A 16,258-nucleotide genomic window follows, 5' to 3' on the forward strand; every position below is an offset into this window, starting at 1 on the left:
ATTCATCGGCCCGGAAAAATCAGAGACCGCAGCCATCCGAACAGGGTATTGCCCTTGAGGGCGGCTTTTTCCGAAGCTTCCAGAAACCGGGTCATCTGCGCCGTATCATGGTACCGGTCTTTGCGGGTAATCATTTTTTTGTCAGGATCCAGATGGCGGATGATTTTGGCGGGATTGCCCGCAGCAATGACATTGGCCGGAATATTCGAAGTCACGACACTGCCGGCACCCACAATACTGTTTTCACCGATGCAAACCCCTTTGCACACAATGGCGGAATCACCGATCCACACATTTTTTTCCAGCACCACACGGTGGGTTTCTTTGGGTGTCAAAGACCGGTCATAAATGCCGTGCCAGTCCGAATCCGTGATATAGGCATGGCTGGCCAGCATGCAGGAATCGCCGATGGTGATGCTGTTGGCCGCACTGATCCGCACCCCCGGGGAGAGCAGCACATGGTCCCCGATGGTGATGCCCGGGATCTCTTTTTGGTCCGACCACACGGTCAGCCTTGTTTTCTTGTCTGAACATCCCAGCAGGGTCACATGGGAGCCGATGCGGATGGGACCGCCGAACAGTTCAATGTACCAGGGCTTGATGATAAACGGATGATCACCCAAACCCGTCAGCTGGGGCACCAGGTAATGGCGGACATACAGATGCTGAAGCCGGTACCAGGCCTGCTTGATGTACCAGGGCCGGAAATCGTGTATCATGTCAGATCCCCTTGAACACAAACCCCTGCCACCGGTCATGACAGAACAGGCCGGCTCCCGGGGTCAGATCATACAGCGCATCCGCCGCCATCAGGGCCACGGCATTGGTCCAGGAAATTTTTTCCTCGGGCCAGATCACCATGTCCGGATAAGTATATCCGCACCAGAAAGTCTTGTCTTCATACACCCGGTCCTGGATCCAGGAAAACACGATCCGGGCTTTTTCCCGGTTGCCCATGGCATGCAGGGTCAGCACCAGTTCACAGGTTTCCGCAATGGTCACCCAGGGCTGATCCGACACACACCGGGCCCCCTGGCCGTCAATCATGTATTTTTGCCAGTATTTTTCCACCCGGGTTCGGGCTTTTTCCCCCTGGATCGCCCCGCACAGGATGGGATAGAACCAGTACATGGAAAACCGGGACTTGCTCACATTGTAACTGTGCAGGTTTTCCCTCAAAGAGCGCCCCAGCCGGTCCCATGCGGCTTCCCAGGCCGGCCGGGACCGGCCCAGGATCCGGCTGATACCCAGGGCGCATTTCAGACTCATGAAAACAGAAGAAGACCCGGCCAGCAGAGACATGGGATCGATTTTTCCTTCCGGGTTCCGGGCCCAGTAGATCTCCCCCGTGGGAACCTGAAGTCCCAGTGCATAATCAACCCCTTTTTCCATGGTGTCCCAGAAATCTTCCAGCCATGACCGGTCTTGGGTGATCAGGTATGCGTGAAACAGGCCCACCGCAAGATAACAAGCCATATGAGCCTGGCAGGTGCGGTCTTCGGGAACGCCGTTTACATAAGCGGAAAACCAGGATCCGTCCGGGTTCTGATGCTGCCCAAGCCAGTCTAAGGCCCGGCGGGCTTCGTTGGGATACCCGGCAATATTGAGTCCCATCACGGATTCCACCAGGTCCCAGGGGTCTGTTTTGCCGTCAGCATGCCAGGGAATGTCTCCGGACGGCTGCTGGAGCTTGAGAATCAAACCGGCAACTGAAGCAATATTCAGGATTGAGAATGCGTGAATCTTTACGGGTATCCGGGACATTAAAGAATCTCCATATTTTATATAGAATTGTAATACCTGACAAAAAATAAACGCTTCAGCCTATCAGAAGCCAATTTTTTTTTCAAGATCCATCCCCCCATTCAGGGATGAATTATAATTCATTTATTTGATTTTCCCTGCCGACGGAATACGCCTGGAACTCACACGTCTATATTGATACCCTAACAATTTGAAATTGAATGTGATTATGTCCCATTATCCGGAAAATAATTTTCCTTGACAACCCCGGTGAATTTCTGTTAATCAAAAATGAATACTCATTCATAATATAAAATTTGAATCACGAATACTCACCCTTTTATCAGGAGGACATCATGGCAAGAAAAATCAGACAGGCCGCAGTCATCGGATCCGGGATCATGGGAGGCGGTATTGCCGCACTTCTGGCCGGTGCCGGTGTAAAGGTACTGCTTTTGGACATTGTTCCATTTGATCTGAAAGACGAAGAGAAAAATGACCCCGCAGCCCGGAATCGGATCGTCAAAGCCGGTCTGGACGCGGCACTGGCATCATCCCCCTCATTGTTTTTCAACAAAAAGGATGCCGGCCTGATCTCCATCGGCAACCTGGAAGATGACATTGACAAACTGGCTGCATGCGACTGGATCGTGGAAGTGGTGGTGGAACGGCTGGACATCAAACGCAATCTGTTCGAAAAAGTGGCAAAGATCCGGAAACCCGGATCCATCGTAAGCACCAACACCTCGGGCATTCCGCTCCAGGACATCACGGAAGGATTTTCTGAAGAATTCAAGCAGCATTTCATGGGCACCCATTTTTTCAACCCCGTGCGGTACATGCATCTGCTGGAGCTGATTCCGGGCAAAGAGACCCTGCCCGAAGTCCTGGATTTCATTTCAAAATTCGGCGAGAAAAACTTAGGCAAAGGCATTGTCTGGGCCAAGGATACCCCCAACTTTGTGGGCAACCGCATCGGGATCCAGGGCATCAGCGCGGCCATGCGGTTCATGCAGGAAGACGGACTCACCGTGCCGGAGGTGGATGCCATTTTCGGCCCGGCCATGGGACGGCCCAAAACCGCCATCTTCAAGACCACAGACCTGGTGGGCCTGGACATCATGATGCATGTGGCCAAAAACTCCTATGACCTGTGCAAAGACGACGAGCAGCGGGACATCATGCAGCTGCCGGACTTTGTGGAAAAAATGGCAGACAAGAACCTGCTGGGCAACAAGACCAAGGCCGGGTTCTACAAAACCGACCTCACCCCGGAGTGGAAAAAAATCCGCAAGGTGCTGAACCTGAAAACCCTGGAATATGAAGACCTGGAACGGCCTTCCTTCCCCTGCCTGGATGCGGCCAAAAAAGCCGGCACCCTGACCGAAAAAATCAACTGCGTGCTCAAAGCCGATGACAAAGCCGGCAAATTTGCCTGGAAACTGGCAGCCAACAGCTTTCAGTATGCAGCCAACCGGATTCCGGAAATTGCCGACACGGTGGTGGAAATCGACAACGCCATGAAATGGGGCTACAACTTTGAGATGGGGCCGTTCGAACAGTGGGATGCCTATGGCGTGGCCGATGCCGTGGAACGCATGGCCAAAGACGGCCTGGAAATCCCGGCCAATGTGAAAGCCATGCTGGATGCGGGAAACACCTGTTTTTACAAGCTGGAAAACGGGATCCGGTATTTTTATGACTTTGCTTCCGCCGGTTACAAACCTGTGCCCGTGCCGGAATCCCTGGTGTCCATTGCCGCAGCCAAAGGCAATGACAAGACAGCCATGGAAAATGCATCCGCATCTCTGGTGGATATCGGAGACGGGGTGTTCTGCCTGGAATTCCATACCAAAATGAATGCCATCAATGAACAGATTGTGGATTTCATTGCCGAAAGCCTGGACTATGTGGATAAAAACGGCGTGGGCATGGTCATCGGCAACGAAGCCGGCGGCATGCCGGGCGCGTTTTCCGCGGGGGCGGACTTAGGCTTTATCTCCAAACTGTGCCACGACAAAAAATACGCGGAAATCGATGCGTTTCTGAAAAAAGCCCAGGACGGGATCCAGGCTTCCAGATATGCTCCCTTCCCCGTGGTGGCGGCCCCTTACGGCATGACCCTGGGCGGCGGGTGTGAAACCTGCCTGGGCGCGGACCGCATCGTGGCCCATTCCGAGCTGTACATGGGACTGGTGGAAATCGGTGTGGGTCTTTTGCCTGCCGGCGGCGGCACCATGAACCTGTGGAAAAAGCATGTGAATGCCCTGCCCGGAAAAACAGTCAAAGACGTGGACCTGGCCAAGATCTTTGTGGCAGCATTCATGAAAATCGGCATGGCTGCCGTGTCCATGTCCGCGGCCCAGGCCGTGGGCAACGGATTTCTGGGACAGGCGGACCGCATCGTTTTCAACCGGGACACCCTGGTGGGCGAAGCCAAAAAAGAGGTCTTGAGAATGGTGGATGACGGGTATGCCCCGCCCATGAAACAACCGTTGAAAGTGTTCGGCGATGCCGGCCAGGGCATGGTGAACGCAGAACTCTACAACATGCGCAACGGCAATTTCATGAGCGATCATGATGCCTTCCTGGCCAAGCGGATTGCCTATGTCATGAGCGGCGGAGATGTCAATGTGGGATCCGAGGTCAGTGAAGACACCATCCTGAAACTGGAAAGAGACGCATTCGTGGATTTCTGTAAAGAAGAAAAAACCGTTGCCCGGATCGACCACATGCTCAAAACCGGCAAACCGCTCAGAAACTAGAAGGAGGAGATACCAATGAAAGACGCATATATTGTCCAATCGGTCCGGACCCCGGGCTGCAAGCAAAAACGTGGTCTGTTCAACCAGACCCGACCCGAAGAATTGATCACCTTTATCATGAAGCAGGCCGTGGAAAAAACCCCCAACCTCACCCCGGATGATCTGGATGATGTGATGATCGGGTGTGCCTTTCCCGAAGGGGAACAGGGCCTGAACATCGGCCGGGTGGCCGTCAAGATGGCCGGATTTCCGGACAAAGTGTCCGGTGCCACCGTGAACCGGTTCTGCGCCTCGGGCCTGGAAGCCATTGCCCTGGCCTCCATGCGGGTCCAGATGGGCTGGTCCGACATCACCATGGGCGCGGGTCTGGAATCCATGACCTATGTCCCCATGGGCGGCAACAATCCCCGGCCCCATCCGGAATATTCCCGCACCAACCCGGAGATGTACGTATCCATGGGCATCACGGCGGAAAACGTGGCGGAACGGTACAACATTTCCCGGCAGGATCAGGACATTTTTGCCGCAGCATCCCAGGCCAAGGCAGCCAGGGCCCGGGACAACGGCCTGTTCACGGAAATCATTCCCACCCCTGCCATCAAATACGTGAAACAACCGGACGGAACCTACAAAAAAGAACAGTTCATTGTCGAACATGATGACGGCATCAGAGAATCCACCCCGGAAGGCCTGGGCAAGCTGCGCACCGTGTTCAAGGCCAACGGCTCGGTCACGGCAGGCAACTCCTCCCAGACCACGGACGGGGCCGCCGCCACCATCATCGCCTCCAAGGAAAAATGCGAGGAACTGGGCCTGACCCCCATTGCCCGGCTGGTGTCCTATGCCACCATCGGGTGCAAATCCGATGAAATGGGCGTGGGCCCCAGATACGCCATCCCAAAAGTCCTGGAACAGGCCGGCCTGACCATTGACGACATCGACATCTATGAAATCAATGAAGCCTTTGCCTCCCAGGCCCTGTACTGCATCCGGGAACTGGACCTGGAAAAGTACATGGACAGGATCAACATCCACGGCGGCGCCATCGCCTTAGGCCATCCCCTGGGATGCACCGGTGCCAAACTCACGGCCACCTGCCTGGCCAACCTCAAAGAGGTCAACGGCAAATACGGCATCGTGTCCATGTGCATCGGCGGCGGCATGGGCGCAGCCGCCATATTCGAGCGCCTCTGATCCCGCATTTTTTAACAACATAGCATAAGCAGTTACCGGCCGGGGTTCTAAGTTTTTTTAGAACCCCGGCTTTTTTTTTGAAAGTTTGCATTCAAAGAGAAAAGTCATGCATATCAGGTATTTTACCCTGTTGCATTTTTAATTCCCCTTTACTATACAGAGATACAGTGTTGTATCCCCATCGGTTTCAACCCCTGTAACCGAAAGAGCGGAGCTATTTTTTTCTCATGCCATTGTTCAACAATGATAATATCCCATTGATAAACAAGGATATCCGGCGCATGCAGCGGCTGCGTTTGCAACGTTTCGCCATGGCTTTGGCCACATACGCACTGGTGATCCTGGCGACATTTCTGGCTACACGTCTTGGGCTTGGGGAGATGAACGGCGCGCAGTGGGCAACGTATATAGGGTTTGCACTGTTTGGCAACGGCATCTTTTCAGTTTTGTTTTACACAAACGCGAATTTGCGCTTTTCAGATCCGTCGCTGACACGGGAACAGATCGTCTATTCTTCCTTATGGGGTATGATTGTTCTGTACTTTTTGCCAGAGGCACGGCCGATTGTGTTGATGTTTTACCTGCCCGCCTTCAGCTTTGGTATGCTGGGGCTGACGCGACGACAGTTTTTTGGTGTAGAAGCCTGCGTGCTGCTGTTTTACGCAGCACTCCTGGGCTTGGAGTATTTCCAGTATGGCCAGGGGTTCAATATACAATACCAGTTATTCCTTTTCATTCTGTTCGGTATTTTGCTGACCTGGTTTGCCTTTTTCGGTGGATTTGTCTCAGATCTCAAGCGTCGATTGCGGTTACAAAAAGAAAAAATCAAAATGGAAATGGAAGAACGCAAAATCGCCCAGATCGAAAAAGAAAAACTGATCGTTGAGCTAAAACATGCACTACGCAAGGTTAAAACGCTGAGCGGGTTGCTCCCTATTTGTGCATCATGTAAAAAAATACGTGACGATCAAGGCTATTGGAATCAAATCGAATCCTATATCCAAATTCGTTCAAATGCTGAATTCAGCCACAGTATTTGTCCGGATTGTGCAAAAAAATTATATCCAGATATTGAAATATACAATGAAGATGAATGATGCTGGTGGGAATACATTACCATTCAGGGAAAATGCCAGTATTGGCAAATTCCCTGAATGGCGATTATCCCGAGGCTTCTCCGTTCCCTATTGCATTTTAAAATTCTCTTTAATATATAAAGATACAGCATCAGCGCCCCATCGGTCTCAATTGATGTAACCGCCACAGCTTTGCAACCCATCTTCTGGAACAGGGGACCCGGACATATATCCTTCAACAGGTGCTGGGCCATAAATCTATAAAAACAATTGCCAGGTATCTTCACATCAGCAATGATGCCATATCCAAAGTCGTCAGCCCGGCCGACGCGGTGGTTCAATGAATACTGAATGCTGCGGACAAAGCAGCAGACCCGAATATGACATCGCCGATATCTTCAGACATTCAGGACAGCATTTTTTGAAAACCTTCAGTGCCTCCCATGAACAGATAAAGGTCATGAACCGGATTATAACATGCCGGACAGCCACCTTGGGAGGCCATGTCGATGTTTGCCCTGACTGCGATTACCAAAAAAACGCATATAATTCCTGCAGAAACCGTCACTGTCCCAAATGCTAGACAATGACCAAAGAAAAGTGGCTGGACAGCCGGATATCCGAACTCTTACCAGGTCCGGTTATGCCAAATCCCCATGTTCCGGCCCGGAAAAAGTCTTGAAATACCTGGGCAGATACACCCACCGGCTAGCCATCTCAAACTACCGGATTAAATCCTTTGAAAATGGCAAGTTGGTGTTTACCTGGAAAGACCGGGCACAGAATGATGCCGTCAAAGAGATGACCCTTGATGCCGTGGAATTTATCCGAAGATTCCTGCTCCATGTATTGCCAAAAGGGTTCAAGAAGATCCGGCATTTTGGATTTTTATCCCCCAGGTATAAAACCCGGAATATAGAACTGATCCGGAAGCTGGCCGATGAAGAGTGTAAAATCCCGGCCCGGCCTGCTGACGAATCCGTAGCAGAGATGATGCACAGACTCACGGGCATTGATATCAAAGCATGCCCTAAATGCGGCAAAGGCCGAATGATCCGGCTTTGCGAGCTGTTGCCGGTGTATGCAGGCTATATTGTTCCAAACAAAAAGGAGACTGCCTGGGACACCTCATAAACACAAGCCTTGACCAGAGACAATCCGTAGCCACAATAACGGCTTCAGGCCGTACCCTCGGAGTACGTCTTGGAACCGGGTCTATAAAATCCAGACCACCCTTCAGCCAGGGAAAACGAAATATGCGGCAGGCAAAATCGTCAATTCTTATTATTTCAAGTCAAAGTCAAACCAATTTATCCTTGCGCGGCCAGGCTGCAAAGGATATAAACCCCATAGTCAGAACACTTGTTACCGGCACTAATCAGCGGCACTGTTCAACAACGTTTTATCACTAATCCCGCTCGTCGGAACAAAGGGTTCAACAGTGACGAACAGTTTTGGTAAATCCAACAGTCTCGGTTTCTTTGTGGGCGGGACTATTGATAAAACGCTTTTAGTTAGGCAACTAATAGGTCACATATGGCGATAGAAGATTCAGAACAAAAAAAATCATTGCTGCTTCAACTTGTTGAAACTGGTCATTATCCTCAATTTCTTTATAAATATAGGACAGTAAAGCAAATTAAAATGATTCTTGAGAATTTCTCATTTTGGTTTGCAAAACCAGATACATTTAATGATCCATTTGATTGTAGTCTTTCAGAAATTGATAAACCTAGTTTAGAGGACGCAAGAAGACACTTCACAAGAATTGGAATTACTCCAGAAAATATTGAAAAATCAATCAATATATATCGACGAGAACCAGAAAAACTATCTGAGCTAATTCGCGAGATTAAAGAAAAGACAATTTTTAATAAAGGTGTATTGGCTTTGTCCGAGACAAAAGATGATATATTGATGTGGTCACATTATGCCGATTATCACAAAGGTGTGGTTATAGGGTTAGATATCCAAAGTGACCTAGGGTTTTTTTTAACGCCTTTACGGATTGAATACAAAGATACTTATCAAGAGCTAAATTATCTGAATGACCCTAATAAGTCGACAATTGATACACTTAGATTAAAATCTTCACAATGGCAGTATGAGAAAGAAATCAGAATTTATAAAAATTCTTCAGGACTACATCAAATAAAAGCAGCCGCAATTCAAGAGATCTATTTTGGAGTGAAAGCGAATGATGAAGATATAAAAGAAATCACTGAAATCTGTACCCAAAAAGACCTAACCCACATTAGATTTTATAAAGCATCAAAGAGTCACAGATCATTTAGTTTATATTTTAATCAAATTTAATATGAGCCTAACGAATGTTTCAACCTGACGTTTTTCGCCGCTACGCTATGAAAAACGCAGGTTAAACCGGTGTTCAATAGCAACTGAGAAAACGAAATATGGCGTATACCATCGATCATTTCATGTGGGGTTACCAATCTCACTTCCGAATCAATCAAGAGTGTGCTTGCAAGAGCATCTTTCAGTTGCTTGATGAACGTTTTGCCCCACAGGTATTTCTCGTGGGAATACTCGTTGAGCAACAGGAGAATCTCTACCCGGCATGTGTGGATCCAGAACAGGACTTCTGGGCTGTCTCAAGCGATTTTGACAAGGCTCTTCAGGTTGCTGATGGGATCAGAAATGAATATAAGGAACGTGCCCTAATGCATTCGCACCCACTGGCCCAGAAGTGGCATGACGGTGCATTGGTGCGACGCTCCATAAGGGATGCGATCGAACAGATAATAGAAAACCATCCGGCAAGGCCCTCGGACCTAATCTACTTTGTCTCAGATCCGACTAGAGTAGAGGGCTACATGGTGTCCGTTGTTCTTGGTCTTCAGAAGATCATTCTTGAGGAACATCCATCTCTCTCCTCAAGTTCCGTTCCTGTACACGAGTATCTGGACATGCCTGTCCCTATATCTCTGATGGAAGCAACAATAAAGTCATATCTTGGCAAAGCTTCCGGAGAATTGCGATTGCCGGATCCAGGTTGTGGTACGAGTGAGATGAATCCTGATGAGATCCTCCGAGATGGCGCCAGCCGAATGATGATAGGGCTCGCATATCGTGTGGATCAAGGAAGTATTGAGGGGTGGCACGGACTCCTTGGCTCATGTACAAATATCGCTCGTACCTACTACGAAGGGATCGAGGGATCTGGGACTATCGTTCTTGCTAGGGAAGATCATCCTAGCCTCAAGAAAGCCATTCTATTTCAGAATCCACCAATGCTGAGCGCCACTCGGGCGGCCCGCAAACTTCTGCAACTTGCTACGCACGAGCTTGCCTTACACACCAATTCCGAAAACCTATTTGGGCTCGTAGAAATCGGAAAGTACGGACCCGCCGCTGAGGATCTATTCACTATTGGCTTTCTGGGGCACCATCACTGGGAGGTCCGCCACAATTCAAAGATTCTGATGAGAGTGCGATACGGACAACCGTCCTTGCCAAAGCCACCTTACGACGAGAAGAAACTAGAGAAAGACCTTCCGAGAATCTTTGCCGGGATGACCGGTAGGCAGGTGGAGCGCATCATTGGCTTGATTCACCAAGCTGAAAGGGAACCACACGGCACGATGCTTATCATAAGTTCTGCAGCAAAGAAAGAAGCAGAGCGTCTATCCACTGAAGGCACCTGTATCGCAAGTAAGACTCTAACCCCTGAACTGCTCAGCAGTCTCACGCCGATTGACGGCGCAGTCCTCCTGAACCCCAAGGGAACATGTTATGCTATTGGTGTAATCCTCGATGGGATGGCCAGCGAACTTGGAAATGCCGCTCGAGGGGCACGCTACAATTCCGCTATCCGATATGTTTGCAGCAGCAAATCACCAACTTTTGCGGTTGTCGTTTCAGAAGATGGGGGAGTGGACTTCTTTCCGGACCTCAGGCCTCAGATAAAGCGAAGTGAAATTGACGAAGCCATAGAGCGGCTCCAACATTTCATGACGGCCTCACCCGTAAGCCGGCGTCGGTATAACGAAACAATGGGGTGGTTGGGGCAACACCGATTCTACTTTCTCCCGGATGATTGTGAGGCAATCAACCAACTCATGGAGTCGATTGACAAGAAGATAGAAGAAGAGAACCCATCCGCAATACGGATTGTTCGGAGCGGCTTCTCTGCAACCGATGGTTTTGATCCCGATTTCTATTACGAGTACGAAGAGAGATCGAACAACGCCATCGACACCGACGAAGAATAGCGCGCCGATTCGCTCTGCGCCATTCTTCGCGGGTCATGGCAGGCGTTATGCTTGAGCAAAATTCTTTTCTCAGATAATATGGACACTATATTCTACGGAGGTTCAGGATATGCGGAAATGTACTGGAAATAATACTCAAGAATGGGGGTTTGATGCAATTTTCGATGTTAAATGCAAAAATTGTGGGAATTCGGTAGAATTTTTTAAGGATGAAATCACAAGAAATTGCTCACTTTGCAAGAATACAGTTTACAATGATCGGAAAGATTATGGTTGCGGACAATGGTGTTCATCTTCATCATCTCATATGAGAAATTTTTGTCCCAAATTTAAAAGATCAAAAGACCGTTTTCACGGGCATAAATTTGCATAACCTGTCAGTTCAGGTGACAGTCAGGGTCTGCGCCGTTTTAACAGGTCGTTGTATAATTGAAATGTATAACTTTTAACAAATGCAGCGGTAACCAGGCTGCCCCTGACTTCAGCGTTCGCTATGAAATCCACTTGACAATCGTAACCCAAAGAGTTACGTTATATCACATGATAAAATCATTCAAACATAAAGGATTGGAGGATTTTTTTTATACAGGAAGTAAAAAAGGAATATTACCAAATCATGCAAACAGGCTTGAAAGAATTTTGGATCGATTGAATGCAGCAACAGAAATTAAAGATATGAACTATCCAGGTTCCTTTCTTCATCAATTATCTGGAGACAAGAAAGGGCTCTACTCTGTCAAAGTCTCTGGTAATTGGCGCGTATTCTTCAAATTTGAAGATGGTGATGCCTACATTGTGAACTATGATGATTATCATTGAGAGGTGAGCGTATGAGAAAACTAACAAGAAAACCAACACATCCTGGTAATATTTTAAGGGAAGATTATTTAACACCTCTTTCTATTAAAATTAAAGATATGGCCGAAATTCTTGGCATTTCAAGAAAAACCCTGTCCAAAATAATCAACGCAAGAGGTTCTATTACACCGGAAATGGCCTTACGACTTTCTCGAGCTTTTGATACTTCTCCAGATTTTTGGCTAAATCTACAAAAAAATTTCGATTTATGGATTGCAGAACAAACCTCAACTGAATGGCAAAAAGTTAAACCTTTTCCCAAACATATATTGCACGGAAACTCAACTATTATCAGCGAACAAATCGCTTGAGCGGGACCGGGCTTTCTGTGCGGCTTTTTGAAAGTATGTGGTTTGACAAAATGAAAACTTTTATCGAAGGCTCAGGGTTAAAATTGCCCGGCCCCTCAGCTTAACGTTAGCCTGCGAAAGCAATAGCGGGAGATATTATGGATGTAGATAGAATCATTTGTCACGATGCTCATGAGGCCAGCGCCAGAGCTGTTGCGGAGCTGGAGGACTATAGGCTGAAAGCCATAGCTCAAAACCTCGTCAAAGCCGTTAGAAAGAGCGTCGTAATCGATTGGACGGTCAAGGAGGTTGTCCACCTCAAGATTCGATTCCTAGTAACGCGCGTCCTTCGCAGGCTCGGCTATCCGACCGACAAGCAGGGAAAGACAACCCAGAACTTGCTCCAGCACGCGGAATTATCAGGCTGTGCTTGGGCAGAGGAGGCAGCATGAGTTCCAGTCCACACCCGAGTCGATTGCAGGGGGAAGAGTTTCTTCAGACCGCCTTCCAGCGGGAACAGGAGAAGCTATTCGTAAATCTGCATTCATCAGACCCAATTGTGCATAATGGTGATCGTGGGGAAGTGAATGAAGAGCACTTTGCTGATGCCTTCCGACATTACCTGCCAGCACGGTATACGGTAGAGAAAGCTGCCATTCTAGACAGCGAAGGCAATACTTCCGATTCAATAGATCTCGTCGTCTTTGACAGACAATATACCCCAACATTGCTGGATTCTGACAAGCACAGATACGTTCCTGCTGAGGCAGTCTATGCCGTCTTTGAATGCAAGCCGACAGTGAACAAAGACTATCTTGAGTATGCGGCAGACAAGGCTGCATCAGTTCGTAGGCTGAAAAGAACTAGTGTCCCCATTCAGCATGCGGGAGGGACCTATCCAGCGAAGAAGCACTTCGACATTATAGCGGGGTTGCTGGCGCTTGATATCGGATGGAGAGATGGTTTTGGGGATGCTTTTCGTGCGACCCACCAGACACTTGAAGAAGAGCGTCGCATTGACTCTGGGCTCGCTGTCTCGGGTCACGCATTCGACGTTTTTCAGGGCGGCTATGCCTATTCTCTTTGCGAGGGCAACAACGCTTTGGTCTTCTTTCTCTTCAGGCTGCTCAACAAACTGCAATCCCTCGGAACTGTGCCTGCCATTGACTGGAATGCTTACGCGGAGCGTTTGTCCCGTACACGACAAAAGGAGGACTAATTACTATGTATGACTACAGCGATCAGATTAATTCTTTCCATGGGGACAAAGTAGTTCTCTCCAAAAAACTTTCGGGCAACCTCACTTCCCACCGAACTGCGAATGAGAATCGCTTGATAAAACGGCTACCAGAGCTGAAGAATGGCGTCAAAGTCAGTCGTAGCTCGTTCAAGAGTCAGGGGTCTTTCGCGATGCGGACCATTATCCAAACCAAGTTCTCCGACGAGGAGTACGACATTGATGACGGGCTGGTTCTCTGGCGATCCGATATAGAAGATGAAGACGGAAACGATATGACGTCAAGCGATGCCAAGGAGTTGATCAGGGAAGCGTTGAAGGACTCCCGTTTCAAACAACAACCCAAGACTAAGACAAACTGTGTGCGTGTCTTCTATGCAGATGAGGATGAAGAGAAGCATCATGTAGACTTCCCCGTTTACCGCAAATGGGAAACAGCGGTAAGCGACGATGTCACAACACATCGCGAGCTAGCCGGGGGTGACGGATGGGTCGAGTCTGATCCCACCAGAGTGAACTCTTGGTTCGAAAATGAGATCTCCAGTCGCAACTCGGCCGCCGCAGAGTCGGGTACACAGATGAGGCAGTGTCTCCGACTGCTGAAAAGGTTCTGTCGCAGCAGATCCTATTGGGATATGCCGAATGGAATGAAGCTTACCATGCTGACCGTTGAATGCTTTGAGTCTGGAGAGCGCATCGACTCTGTCTTTCGAGATCTTCTCGACTCCCTGCATTCAAGACTACTGGACAATCTTGAGGTAGAGAATCTGGCAGATGAGGATTTTCCGCGACAGAAACTGACAAGAACATCCTCAGATGAGAACATGATTGAACTTCGGGATCGTCTTGAGGAAGCACTTGGGAAGCTGGAAGTGTTGGATGACGATGATTGCACAAAGAAGAAGGCCCGTCAAGCGTGGGATTGGGTCTTCAAGAGCGACGGCTATTTCGATGATTATGATGGTGATGACGATGACGATGATGGATCGGGCGAATCATCAGGAACGAAGAAGGGCATTGCAACATCAACCCCAAATAAGGCTGTTGATCCAAAGGGAGGAGGGCGATTCGGATAATTGAACCCTCGAACGCTCTTAAATAAGCGGCATCAAGACGCTCTGGATTTACTGGCTTCTGCGTTGCAGCGAGACTCGGCTTACGAAAAGTTAACGGGACCAGATCTGGCATCGTATAGCTCCGAACCGATTGCAGGCTGGATGACGACAGTGTGCATCAAGGGCGCAGAGATACGTCTCGATGTGGTCATTACAGGTACTTTTCCTGACGATCCCCCATCCATTTACATAGCGGATAGAGGTATTGACCTCTTCCTCAAGAATCCGCATGTTGAAGAAAATGGTAAGATATGCACGATCTCCGATTCTGCTGCCGTAGATGCAAACTGGCCTGTTGAATTGTTCCGATATTCTGTGGACGCTGCCGTTGATATTCTGACGAATGAGATCACGCAGGATTTTTTAGACGAGTTCACATCGTATTGGTCTCGGTCTCAAGGCAAAAAGAGACGGGAATTTTTCGTTGTAGAACCACCCTCATCGCTTGGCAAGGATGCAACTGCGGTCATCTGTGGAGAAAGAATTCTCATCGGGGCATCTTACGAGTCAGTTCGACAATGGGCCGAGCATAACGGCGAAAAACTAGACCACCTTAGCACTGCAGGAGCCTGTCATGTGGTCCGCTTCAGCTCTCCACTTCTGCCGAGAGATTACCCAAATACAATAGCTGATCTGCGGAAACTGCTAAGATCGAACGGCGCAACGCAAGCACTCTCTTTGGACCGCCATCTCTGCAAATCAAACGATTTACTTGCCATACTGTTCGTCCAGAGCACCCCTCACGGAGACGCTCTGGCGGGTATACTGACCAAGGGATACGGTCTGTCGCGTGATCGCAAGCTGTCGGATGGCTTCAGATTGGGACATGTGCCGAAAAGTCTTCTATTCGCGCGAGCGGCGGCAAAACTTCAGAATGGCTTGCTAGAGAGAGCAAATGCGCAGAGGGTAGACCACGAATGGATTCATACGCGTGGTGGTGTCGGAACTGAGATGTTCGGAGCATCTGTTTGTTTAATTGGATGCGGATCACTTGGGAGCTACGTAGCACATTTATTGGCGAAAGCGGGGATCGGGCGCATCACCTTGATTGATTCGCAGTTGATGGAATGGGAGAACGTAGGACGACATCTGCTGGGTGCCTCAGACATTGGCACCAGTAAAGCTGAAGCTCTCAGAATACGCATTCAGCGAGACCTTCCTCACCTCTCGGTAGAAGCTATTCCACGAGACTGGCGAGCATGGGCAAAGGAATGCGATGATCCCTTCGGCGGCTTTGATCTAGTCGTCTCGACCATTGCAGATTGGCGACATGAAAGGAGCCTTAACTTGCTCGCTCGGTCGTTAGATTTTCCTCCTGTCGTATTTGGATGGCTGGAGCCGTTTGCTCTTGCAGGGCATGCCTTAACTGTAACAGGGGGCGGGGGATGCCTGGAATGCGGAATGAACGGCTTCGGACAGTTTGAGAAACGAGTGCTTGTGCTTGAGGATGGAACCCTGAAAAAAGAGCCGGGAGGTTGCGCCTACTACCAGGAATATGGTCCGATGCGCTTGGTTCCCTGCGCCACATTGGTAGCTGAAGCTGTTGTTAGGGCGTTGACGGGGCCAGTGGATGCATCCGAAATTTCTACGCTAATAGGTGATTTGAGTCTGCTATCGGATTGCGGGGGGAGATTGTCGAAAGCATGGGAGAAGAAACTGAACCCACAACTAACTGAACAGATCATCATTCAGAAGTGGACTATCAACCCCACCTGTCAGCTATGCTCAGTCTGAAGAGACAGAAAAGC

The 16,258-nt window shown here is 49.2% G+C and carries 15 protein-coding genes and 1 pseudogene; 14 read left to right on the plus strand and 2 right to left on the minus strand.

What is annotated here, in order from left to right; translation table 11 throughout:
- Positions 1 to 2: 2 nt before the first annotated feature.
- A complete protein-coding gene (locus K365_RS0122380) occupies positions 3 to 719 on the minus strand; it encodes an acyltransferase (protein WP_024336394.1) in 717 nt (238 codons plus the stop codon).
- Position 720: 1 nt separating this feature from the next.
- Complete coding sequence (locus K365_RS0122385; RefSeq protein WP_024336395.1) at positions 721 to 1,764, minus strand: prenyltransferase/squalene oxidase repeat-containing protein; 1,044 nt, start codon at positions 1,762 to 1,764, stop codon at positions 721 to 723.
- 335 nt (positions 1,765 to 2,099) lie between these two features.
- Between K365_RS0122385 and K365_RS0122390 the strand changes: the two genes are divergently transcribed.
- The 14 genes and pseudogenes from K365_RS0122390 to K365_RS0122450 all read left to right on the plus strand — a co-directional run bounded on the left by K365_RS0122390 (position 2,100) and on the right by K365_RS0122450 (position 16,244).
- Entirely contained in the window at positions 2,100 to 4,508 is a 2,409-nt protein-coding gene (locus K365_RS0122390) for a 3-hydroxyacyl-CoA dehydrogenase/enoyl-CoA hydratase family protein (protein WP_024336396.1), read from the plus strand.
- Between the two features lie 15 nt (positions 4,509 to 4,523).
- Complete coding sequence (locus K365_RS0122395) at positions 4,524 to 5,702, plus strand: thiolase family protein (protein ID WP_024336397.1); 1,179 nt, start codon at positions 4,524 to 4,526, stop codon at positions 5,700 to 5,702.
- A gap of 281 nt (positions 5,703 to 5,983) precedes the next feature.
- Positions 5,984 to 6,799, plus strand: coding sequence for a hypothetical protein (locus K365_RS26915; protein WP_024336398.1), 816 nt, complete (start codon positions 5,984 to 5,986; stop codon positions 6,797 to 6,799).
- 173 nt (positions 6,800 to 6,972) lie between these two features.
- Positions 6,973 to 7,122 (plus strand): annotated as a pseudogene (locus K365_RS27605) (tyrosine-type recombinase/integrase); the annotation flags it as partial.
- Positions 7,119 to 7,361, plus strand: a complete 243-nt coding sequence (locus tag K365_RS29520; protein WP_024336400.1) for a transposase zinc-binding domain-containing protein — start codon at positions 7,119 to 7,121, stop codon at positions 7,359 to 7,361. The pseudogene K365_RS27605 and the gene K365_RS29520, both read left to right, overlap by 4 nt.
- A complete protein-coding gene (locus K365_RS0122415) occupies positions 7,355 to 7,912 on the plus strand; it encodes an IS91 family transposase (protein WP_024336401.1) in 558 nt (185 codons plus the stop codon). Before K365_RS29520 ends, K365_RS0122415 begins: the two co-directional genes overlap by 7 nt.
- A gap of 402 nt (positions 7,913 to 8,314) precedes the next feature.
- On the plus strand, positions 8,315 to 9,094 hold the full coding sequence (locus K365_RS0122420; RefSeq protein ID WP_024336402.1) for a DUF2971 domain-containing protein: 780 nt from the start codon (positions 8,315 to 8,317) through the stop codon (positions 9,092 to 9,094).
- A 122-nt stretch (positions 9,095 to 9,216) separates the two neighbouring features.
- The gene (locus K365_RS0122425) at positions 9,217 to 11,010 is read left to right on the plus strand and encodes a DNA integrity scanning protein DisA nucleotide-binding domain protein (protein ID WP_337833255.1); all 1,794 of its coding nucleotides are present in this window, start codon (positions 9,217 to 9,219) and stop codon (positions 11,008 to 11,010) included.
- Between the two features lie 504 nt (positions 11,011 to 11,514).
- Entirely contained in the window at positions 11,515 to 11,829 is a 315-nt protein-coding gene (locus tag K365_RS0122430; RefSeq protein WP_245569243.1) for a type II toxin-antitoxin system RelE/ParE family toxin, read from the plus strand.
- 11 nt (positions 11,830 to 11,840) lie between these two features.
- Positions 11,841 to 12,179: a HigA family addiction module antitoxin gene (locus tag K365_RS27610; RefSeq protein WP_084489985.1), complete on the plus strand. Its 339-nt coding sequence runs from the start codon at positions 11,841 to 11,843 to the stop codon at positions 12,177 to 12,179.
- Positions 12,180 to 12,316: 137 nt separating this feature from the next.
- Positions 12,317 to 12,610 carry a type I restriction enzyme endonuclease domain-containing protein gene (locus K365_RS0122435; RefSeq protein ID WP_024336405.1) on the plus strand — a complete coding sequence of 98 codons (294 nt, stop codon included), beginning with the start codon at positions 12,317 to 12,319 and terminating at the stop codon, positions 12,608 to 12,610.
- Positions 12,607 to 13,377, plus strand: coding sequence for a DUF6602 domain-containing protein (locus K365_RS0122440; RefSeq protein ID WP_024336406.1), 771 nt, complete (start codon positions 12,607 to 12,609; stop codon positions 13,375 to 13,377). Before K365_RS0122435 ends, K365_RS0122440 begins: the two co-directional genes overlap by 4 nt.
- Before the next feature lie 5 nt (positions 13,378 to 13,382).
- Positions 13,383 to 14,471 carry a cyclic GMP-AMP synthase DncV-like nucleotidyltransferase gene (locus K365_RS0122445; protein ID WP_024336407.1) on the plus strand — a complete coding sequence of 363 codons (1,089 nt, stop codon included), beginning with the start codon at positions 13,383 to 13,385 and terminating at the stop codon, positions 14,469 to 14,471.
- Positions 14,472 to 16,244, plus strand: a complete 1,773-nt coding sequence (locus K365_RS0122450; RefSeq protein WP_024336408.1) for a ThiF family adenylyltransferase — start codon at positions 14,472 to 14,474, stop codon at positions 16,242 to 16,244.
- The last annotated feature ends 14 nt before the right edge of the window (positions 16,245 to 16,258 follow it).

The organism is Desulfotignum balticum DSM 7044, from assembly GCF_000421285.1.
Taxonomy (GTDB): Bacteria; Desulfobacterota; Desulfobacteria; order Desulfobacterales; family Desulfobacteraceae; genus Desulfotignum; species Desulfotignum balticum.